Raw genomic sequence first — 7,663 nt, 5'->3', positions numbered from 1 at the left:
CCCGGGCTTTTATCCCTCCGTGTAACCTTCACTGTGAAGGTCGGTTACTCTCGGTCCAGACATCATCGTTGATCGGAACCCTAGAAACCTTATTTTAGTCGACAGTAGTTGGTAAACCACCTCAGCACTTAGAACTTGTAACGCAGATACCGTGCCAGTTTAACTACAATCAGAATAATTAATGTTTGATCATAAACTTAGCAGTTCAAGCTAAGTTTATATCTACCTAACAAGCCGCACCATAATGGCACAACCCTATTCTCAGGCTCACCGTAATGGTGCATAACAGACTCACCTGACCTATTAGCGAGATGAAAAACGGGTAATCATATTCAGTAGATTTTGTGATTCCTGCGCCAGATTTTCAGCGTGTACATTTACCTTATTAGCATTGCTCACCACCATTTCGGCATCAGAGCTAATTCTGACTACATTCTTATTAATGTCTTCACTCACTGCACTCTGCTCTTCAACGGCAGTCGCAATCAAGGTGTTAAGCTCATTCAGTTTCTCCACACTCTCTTTAATAGAGCTCACAGAGTCAATAGACCCTTGAATATCCTGACGGCTTGAGGAGGCAGTATCTTTTGTCGTTTCCATACCTTTCACCACTTTGACGACAGAGCTATCCAGTTTTGAAATAAGGTTTGAAATTTCTTGGGTTGATTCCTGGGTTCGTGTCGCCAATGAACGCACCTCATCAGCGACAACAGCAAATCCCCTACCATGGTCACCTGCTCTTGCAGCCTCAATCGCCGCATTTAACGCTAGTAGATTGGTTTGCTCTGCAATGTTACTAATCACATCTACGATAGGATTAATCGCACTGGAGTCCGATTCCAGCGTTTTAATATAATCACTGATAGTATCAAAAGCCCTATCTAAGCTGGTTAAGCCTTTCACGGCGGTTTCAGATTTAGTCATGCTTTGTTGGGTTAAGTCATCAACCTGATTCGCTGACTGAGAGGCCAGACTGGCGTTACGTGCCAGCTCCTGAATTGTGGAAGACATTTCCGTCATGGCTGTCGCCACTTGCTCAGTTTGTGATGCCTGAGAATTAATTGATTCCATAATGGATTGTTGAGACTGATAGGTATCGCCGGCCGACTTATCAATGCTGCCAGCAGAATCTTTCATTCTCACCAAAATAGTATTCAGTCTGGCCTGCAGCAGTTTATTCACTAATACCAGTTGAGCAACTTCATCATCAGCACCGGTATACACCATACCCATCAGGGGATTATTGACCTCATCATTAGCTTCTTTTATGGCTCTATCCAGTGATGCAAAGACCCAATTTTTGAGTAACAGAAACGATGCCAGGCCACCTAATACCGCAATAACCACTGGCAGATAAAAGGGCAATTGTTGAATGGTACTGATTTGATTTACAACGCTGGCCACAATACTACTGAGCACCACTGATAATGTGGTTTTATTTTTTAGAGACAGTCGTGTGAAGACGTTACCGAGTTTAGGCTTCTTACCCTCGTTAATTTGTTTATAAAGCTGTTGTGCACGCTTAATCTCTTGTTTTTTGGGTTTACTACGAACAGACTCATAGCCAATTACTTTATCGCCATCAAAAATTGGCGTGACATACGCATCTACCCAGTAAAAATCGCCAGTCTTTGTTCGATTTTTGACCATCCCCATCCAGTGTTTACCCGATTTTACGGTAGACCAAAGATCAGCAAACGCGGCCGGTGGCATATCTGGATGACGAATGACATTGTGATTCACGTTCATCAATTCATCAGCAGAAAAACCACTAACGTACTCAAACTCTCTGTTAAAGCTCGTTATGATGCCTTTGAGGTCAGTTGTCGAAATCAGCGGATTATCGAAGGTAATTTCTTTATCTGTGACTGGCAGATTTTTTTTCATTGTGCTTCACCCTGATAAAAATGAGTGGTAAATACATATTGCGTATACCTATATCGGCAGCTCATCAAAGTAACTTAAATGTTCACAATAATTTAATGCGTAACATTCTGAGTTATTAAGTATTTTTATTTTTATTCTTTAAAATTAGTTGAAGTGATACAAGCTATATCAATAAAGTTTATTTAAAATACCCTCTTTCTGATAATTGGTAACTCACATGAAAGCACCTCAAGTTGGATTCGTTAGCCTCGGATGTCCAAAAGCCCTAGTTGATAGCGAACGAATCATCACTAAGCTCCGTTCAGAGGGGTATAGCATTACGCCAACATATGATGATGCTGACTTAGTTGTCGTGAATACCTGTGGCTTTATTGATTCTGCTGTTGAAGAATCTCTGGGTAGTATTGGTGAAGCCATCGCTAAAAATGGCAAAGTCATTGTAACAGGTTGCCTTGGCAGCCGTGACAACACCATTCGCGAAAAACATCCTCAGGTTTTAGAAATTACCGGCGCCCATGCCTTAGAAGAAGTCGTCAGCGCAGTTCATAAACACTTGCCTCCCCAACATGATCCTTTCGTCAGTCTGGTTCCACCTGAAGGAATCAAGTTAACTCCGCGTCACTACGCTTACCTGAAAATTTCTGAAGGTTGTAATCATCGCTGTACTTTCTGCATTATCCCTTCTATGCGTGGCGATCTGGTCAGCCGCCCGATTCATCATGTCATGATTGAGGCAAAACGCCTTGCTGACGCTGGCGTCAAAGAGCTTTTAGTGATCTCTCAAGACACCAGTGCCTATGGTGTAGATGTGAAATATGAGACTCATGAGTGGAATGGTCGTGAGCGTGCAACGCGTTTTTATGACCTTGCCGAAGCCCTGGGGGAACTGGGAGTTTGGGTAAGAATGCATTACGTATATCCCTACCCTCATGTTGATGATGTGGTGCCATTAATGGCTGAAGGGAAAATCCTGCCTTATCTGGACATTCCTTTTCAGCATGCCAGCCCACGTATACTGAAATTGATGAAACGACCTGCTTCCTCACAAAATAACCTGGAACGTATTCGTGCCTGGCGTGCGATTTGTCCTGATATCACCTTGCGAAGTACTTTTATCGTCGGTTTCCCAGGTGAGACAGAAGAAGAATTCCAGGAATTACTCGACTTTCTAACTGAAGCACAGCTTGATCGTGTGGGTGCTTTTGCTTACTCGCCCGTTGATGGTGCCACAGCAAACGAGTTACCGGATCAAATTCCTGAAGAAGTAAAACAGGAACGTCTTGACCGCTTTATGGCACATCAGGCTGAAATCAGTGCCGCAAGACTACAGTTAAAAGTGGGACGTAGAGGCCGGGTTATCATTGATGAAGTGGTAGAAGAAGGTGCTGTCGGACGCAGTGAAGCAGATGCACCAGAAATTGATGGCCAAGTATTTATCGATGGTGCCACCCACTTAAAAGTCGGTGATATCGTTGATGTCGAATTCGAAGAAGCTGATGAATACGATCTCTGGGCAAAACTCGTCTAAAAATCTAAATCAAATGCCTGATTGACCGCCTCAACTACTGAGTCGGCAATCGTGGCATTCGCCGCTTTTGCCACGGTTTCATCCTGAGGTAAAAACTTGCCCGTTCTGACTAAACAGGCTTGCAATCCGGCATCAATAGCCCCGACAACATCTGACGCCACATCGTCGCCAATCATTAAAACTTCATCAGGTCTGACGTTAAGCGATGACACCGCCTCATGGAAAAAACGGGTATCGGGTTTGCCAATGATCTGAGCTTTCACATCTGCCGCATATTCCAGTGCCTGAATAAACGGCCCTGCATCCAGCTGTAAACGACCAGCACTTTTAAAATATCGGTTACGTCCAATCCCAAGAAGCACAGCGCCATCCATCAATAATGAGAAAGCATGATTTAATTGTTCATAATTAAATAAATCAGCGGCATCGGTGACAATCACGGCATTCGGTCGGCTTTGATCTAAGTCACTAAACTCGGGCATTAAATCAGGATGGATAAGACAAAACGGGCGATACCCCTTCGCCTGGCACAGGCTTTTCATAGCCACCGGAGCCGTGAATACTTCCTCTGGCTTTATATCAAAACCCATCCGAATAAGTTCATCAAATACAGACTGGCAGGTTGAACGTGAAGTATTGGTTACAAAGCGCATCGGGACCGAGTGCTGCCTCAGCATCATAATCAGTTCCACCGCCCCCGGTATAGGCTGACCATCAATATACAAAACACCACTGATATCAAACAAAATTGCTTTAGTCATCACAATGGCCTCCACTGTATGCGAGCAGTGATTTGAGTATGCAATGCTTCTTAAATGAACTCAATACGCAGTCAGACTGAATACGGTTATTTATTCATCCTTGTTTGGCATGATCGGCCAGTCCGCCGCATCAACTGAATCAAGCGGGTATGGATTCGCTTCGCCTTTCCATTGTCGAATAAAGTGACCTTCTGCATCATAAGTAGCTGTTTGCTTGTCCAGATTGAAATGACGGCCACCACGGGGGTCAGCCCCTACTCCAGCAATATACTGCCAGTTGCCCCAGTTAGAGGCGACATCGTAATCAATTAGTTGCTGTTCGAAGTAGGCAGCACCAAAGCGCCAGTCTAATTGCAGTTCATTGACAAAACAGCTGGCGACAATCTGACGACCACGATTAGACATATAGCCCGTTTGATTAAGTTGTTTCATACAGGCATTCACGATTGGGTATGGCGTATTGCCATTGCACCATTTCTGATAACGCTCAGGATAAAAACAACAAGATATTTTTTGTTTGTTTATCCCTTCTGCTTTGAATAACTTATGTTGATAACGCTGGGCATACCACTGAAAATATTCACGCCACAGCAACTCATAATAAATCCAATACGTGGATTCATTCGCCGTTTTCTCAGTCTCATAGCGTTTCAATCGCGCTACCAGCTTACGTGGCGATAATGCACCACAGGCTAACCATGCCGACATTTTTGTTGAGTTTTCCCAGCCATCCAGTTCATTTCTTACCGTTTTATAATTTGCTGGTAAATCAGATGAAAAGTATTGCTCAAGATGATCGAGTGCCGTTTTTTCACCACCAAAGCCCTTTATTAACTCGCCATAATCTGTTTCAGTTTGATGCGATAAGCCAGTCAACGCTTTTACAGGAGGAGCTAACCATTGTGGCATAGCTAAGGGTTTATCAATCGCGATAGCTTCGCAGCACTCTTTAAAATCCGTAAATGTCGCTGGTAAATCATTTATCGAAAAGGGTAATTGTTCGGGACGAAATAAAGTATGTGTCCAAACAGAATGAAATAGCGTACGGGGAAAATCGACTTTAAGGTGATGCCACTGCCGGGTTTCAAAAACCCCTACATGATGACTGCGGTAAACTGCATCAATATCATGATTTTTTATCAGAACAGAAATCGCCGAGACTGGATCCGCTGTCATTACAATCAATCGTTGCCCGCGACTCTTTAATTCTTTGCCTAAATCATGCAGGGTTTTATTGAGAAATTGACGACGCACAACGCCCATGGATCTTGCATTCAAACGACTTTGTCTGAACCAGGCAGGATCAAAACAATACAAACAAATCAGCTGTTCACAATTTAAACTTGCTTCAAGAAGCGCTGCATTATCATGAATACGGAGATCATGTTGAAGCCAGTACAACCCGGTTTTATACATTTCTGTTCCTAAGCAACAATACCCTAGCTCTGAAACTAGACTGTTTATTGTCGATATTTTGTGAAGCTAGCAAAATGAATGAATGTATAAACCTAACTCTCTTGCAGCCAATAAAAACTAAAGGCGGGTATGACTAGTGCATTTTTAAACAAATCCGGGCGCTGGCCACTAAACAAATCATAAAGCTGCCCATTTTGAGGATTGCCCCAGCTACCTAGTTCATCTAAATTCAGATGTTGGGGTTTACCATTGAAATTCGCCACTACCAGAACCCGTTGATGCTGTTGTTGAATGCAATAGCGTTCGAAGACAAAAAGATGCTCATTACCTACATCAATCAATTCCCGATTATTAAAATCAGCAAACACATCAATTTCTTTACGAACAGCAATCATGCGCTTTAAGGCGGTAAATATTTCATATTGTGGGTGACCGGGCTGATTTCGAAGATCGGCTTTATCCCAATTAATAACAGGACGATGCACCCAACGTGAGTCGCCTTTCTTGTAGGGATCATCAAGGTAGGAAATATCATTGGTCGTACCGACTTCGTCCCCGTAATATAGAAGTGGTATGCCACCAAAAGACATAATCAAACTATGTAATAACAAGATAATATTGATCGAGTCTTCAATGGCTTGTGGATCACCCTGCTCCAAGGCATATTCCAGTCCAACCAGTGAGGCTAATGAACCTGAAATACGTGCATCCCCGGTTTTCTCATTTTCACCAAACGGTAAGCCTCTGGCATGTGAATGGTCAAAACGGCCCATGTAATAATCAATCAAAAACTTACGATGTTGTGCCGGTTGGTAACCAACCAGTTCAATATCACGATCATCAAAACCTAAACCGATATCATCGTGGCAACGGATATAATTCAGCCACGTTGCTCTTTCCAGTTTCACTGGCAAGCTTTTAATGCCCTGATTAAGTAATTTAGTATTTTTTGTGGCGACGGCATCCCACATTAACGCCATATAGGTCGCGTTGTAGGCAATCTCACACTCTTTAGCAATCACCGCATCTTCACCAAAATATTTGGTGACTTCAACCGGTGCCACAATGGCTTCAGCAATATATAAAACACCGGGAGCAACCACCTGGCAACAGTCTTTGAGCAGTTGCAAAATCAAGTGAGCTTCACGTTCATTCTGGCAGGTACTACCAATTTTTTTCCAAAGAAAGGCAACCGCATCTAAACGCAGAATATCAGCACCTTGATTGGCCCAGAACAAAATGACGTCGAGCATTTCAATAAACACAGCGGGATTGGAATAATTCAGATCCCATTGATAGCTATTAAACACCGTCATCACCCAACGTTGCATTTCCTCATCCCAGGTAAAATTACCCGGTGATGTTTCTGGAAACACTTCAGGCATGCTTTGCTCAAACATATCAGGCACATTGCGGTTTTCGAACGTGTAGTAATAATCCTGATACTTGGTTTCACCTTGTCGTGCTTTTTGCGCCCACTCATGTTCATCGGAGGTGTGATTCAGTACCACATCCATCGTCAGTAAGATATCGCGTTCATGCATGCTGCGTGCGAGTTCGTTTAAGTCTTTAAGACTGCCGGCACGCTCATCGATCTTGCGGAAATCGCTCACCGCATAACCACCGTCACTGCTGCCTTTCGGACATTGCATAATGGGCATGATATGCACCAGGTTAACGCCCAGCTCCTGGAAATAATTCAGATGAGTTTTCATGCCCTGCAAATTACCGGCAAAGCCATGACTGTACAAAGCCATGCCCACCCATTTTTGACTCAGAAACCAGTTATGGTCGGCTTCACGCTCAATATCTTTCTGACGTAAATCTTCCGGACGGCGAATATACTGCCATGCCATGGCTTCAACTAATTTCTGCGACTGGGCTTTGAAGTCATCACGATGCCCATACAAACGCTCAAATAACGAATGTATGGCGTAAAAATTCGCCCCCAAACGCGTATAGAAATAGCGTAAATCCTGCTTTGAAATACCGGCCTCAATTTCATTGAGGATATCGTTCAACAATGTGTGGGCTTGCTGCTCGTACATGCTTAACCTTGTTTGAATTATTC

5 protein-coding genes and 1 riboswitch are annotated in these 7,663 nt (G+C 43.4%); of the genes, 1 reads left to right on the top strand and 4 read right to left on the bottom strand.

The window, feature by feature from the left end; translation table 11 throughout:
* A riboswitch (guanidine-I (ykkC/yxkD leader) is annotated at nt 1-95 on the bottom strand.
* A 208-nt stretch (nt 96-303) separates the two neighbouring features.
* On the bottom strand, nt 304-1,887 hold the full coding sequence (locus B2248_RS00440; RefSeq protein ID WP_273181756.1) for a methyl-accepting chemotaxis protein: 1,584 nt from the start codon (nt 1,885-1,887) through the stop codon (nt 304-306).
* A gap of 217 nt (nt 1,888-2,104) precedes the next feature.
* On the opposite strand from B2248_RS00440, the gene rimO reads away from it, so the two are divergent.
* On the top strand, nt 2,105-3,415 hold the full coding sequence (rimO, locus tag B2248_RS00435) for a 30S ribosomal protein S12 methylthiotransferase RimO (protein WP_273181758.1): 1,311 nt from the start codon (nt 2,105-2,107) through the stop codon (nt 3,413-3,415).
* Here rimO and B2248_RS00430 read toward each other — a convergent pair.
* The 3 genes from B2248_RS00430 to B2248_RS00420 all read right to left on the bottom strand — a co-directional run bounded on the left by B2248_RS00430 (nt 3,412) and on the right by B2248_RS00420 (nt 7,640).
* A complete protein-coding gene (locus B2248_RS00430; RefSeq protein WP_273181759.1) occupies nt 3,412-4,176 on the bottom strand; it encodes a TIGR01458 family HAD-type hydrolase in 765 nt (254 codons plus the stop codon). The genes rimO and B2248_RS00430 overlap by 4 nt on opposite strands.
* 90 nt (nt 4,177-4,266) lie before the next feature.
* On the bottom strand, nt 4,267-5,592 hold the full coding sequence (locus B2248_RS00425) for a DASH family cryptochrome (RefSeq protein WP_273181761.1): 1,326 nt from the start codon (nt 5,590-5,592) through the stop codon (nt 4,267-4,269).
* A gap of 92 nt (nt 5,593-5,684) precedes the next feature.
* Nucleotides 5,685-7,640: an alpha-amylase family glycosyl hydrolase gene (locus B2248_RS00420; RefSeq protein WP_273181763.1), complete on the bottom strand. Its 1,956-nt coding sequence runs from the start codon at nt 7,638-7,640 to the stop codon at nt 5,685-5,687.
* Nucleotides 7,641-7,663: the final 23 nt, after the last annotated feature.

It is taken from the genome of Methylophaga sp. UBA2012 (assembly GCF_002335235.1).
GTDB classification, from domain to species: domain Bacteria; phylum Pseudomonadota; class Gammaproteobacteria; order Nitrosococcales; family Methylophagaceae; genus Methylophaga; species Methylophaga thalassica.
Note: the sequence above shows the minus strand (reverse complement) of the source record. Positions and strands in the feature narration are given on the sequence as shown.

Excerpts from the sequence above, each read along its gene's own strand:
- B2248_RS00440 (WP_273181756.1), bottom strand. The coding sequence starts at position 1,887 with ATGAAAAAAAATCTGCCAGTCACAGATAAAGAAATTACCTTCGATAAT.
- rimO (WP_273181758.1), top strand. The coding sequence starts at position 2,105 with ATGAAAGCACCTCAAGTTGGATTCGTTAGCCTCGGATGTCCAAAAGCC.
- B2248_RS00430 (WP_273181759.1), bottom strand. The coding sequence starts at position 4,176 with ATGACTAAAGCAATTTTGTTTGATATCAGTGGTGTTTTGTATATTGAT.
- B2248_RS00425 (WP_273181761.1), bottom strand. The coding sequence starts at position 5,592 with ATGTATAAAACCGGGTTGTACTGGCTTCAACATGATCTCCGTATTCAT.
- B2248_RS00420 (WP_273181763.1), bottom strand. The coding sequence starts at position 7,640 with ATGTACGAGCAGCAAGCCCACACATTGTTGAACGATATCCTCAATGAA.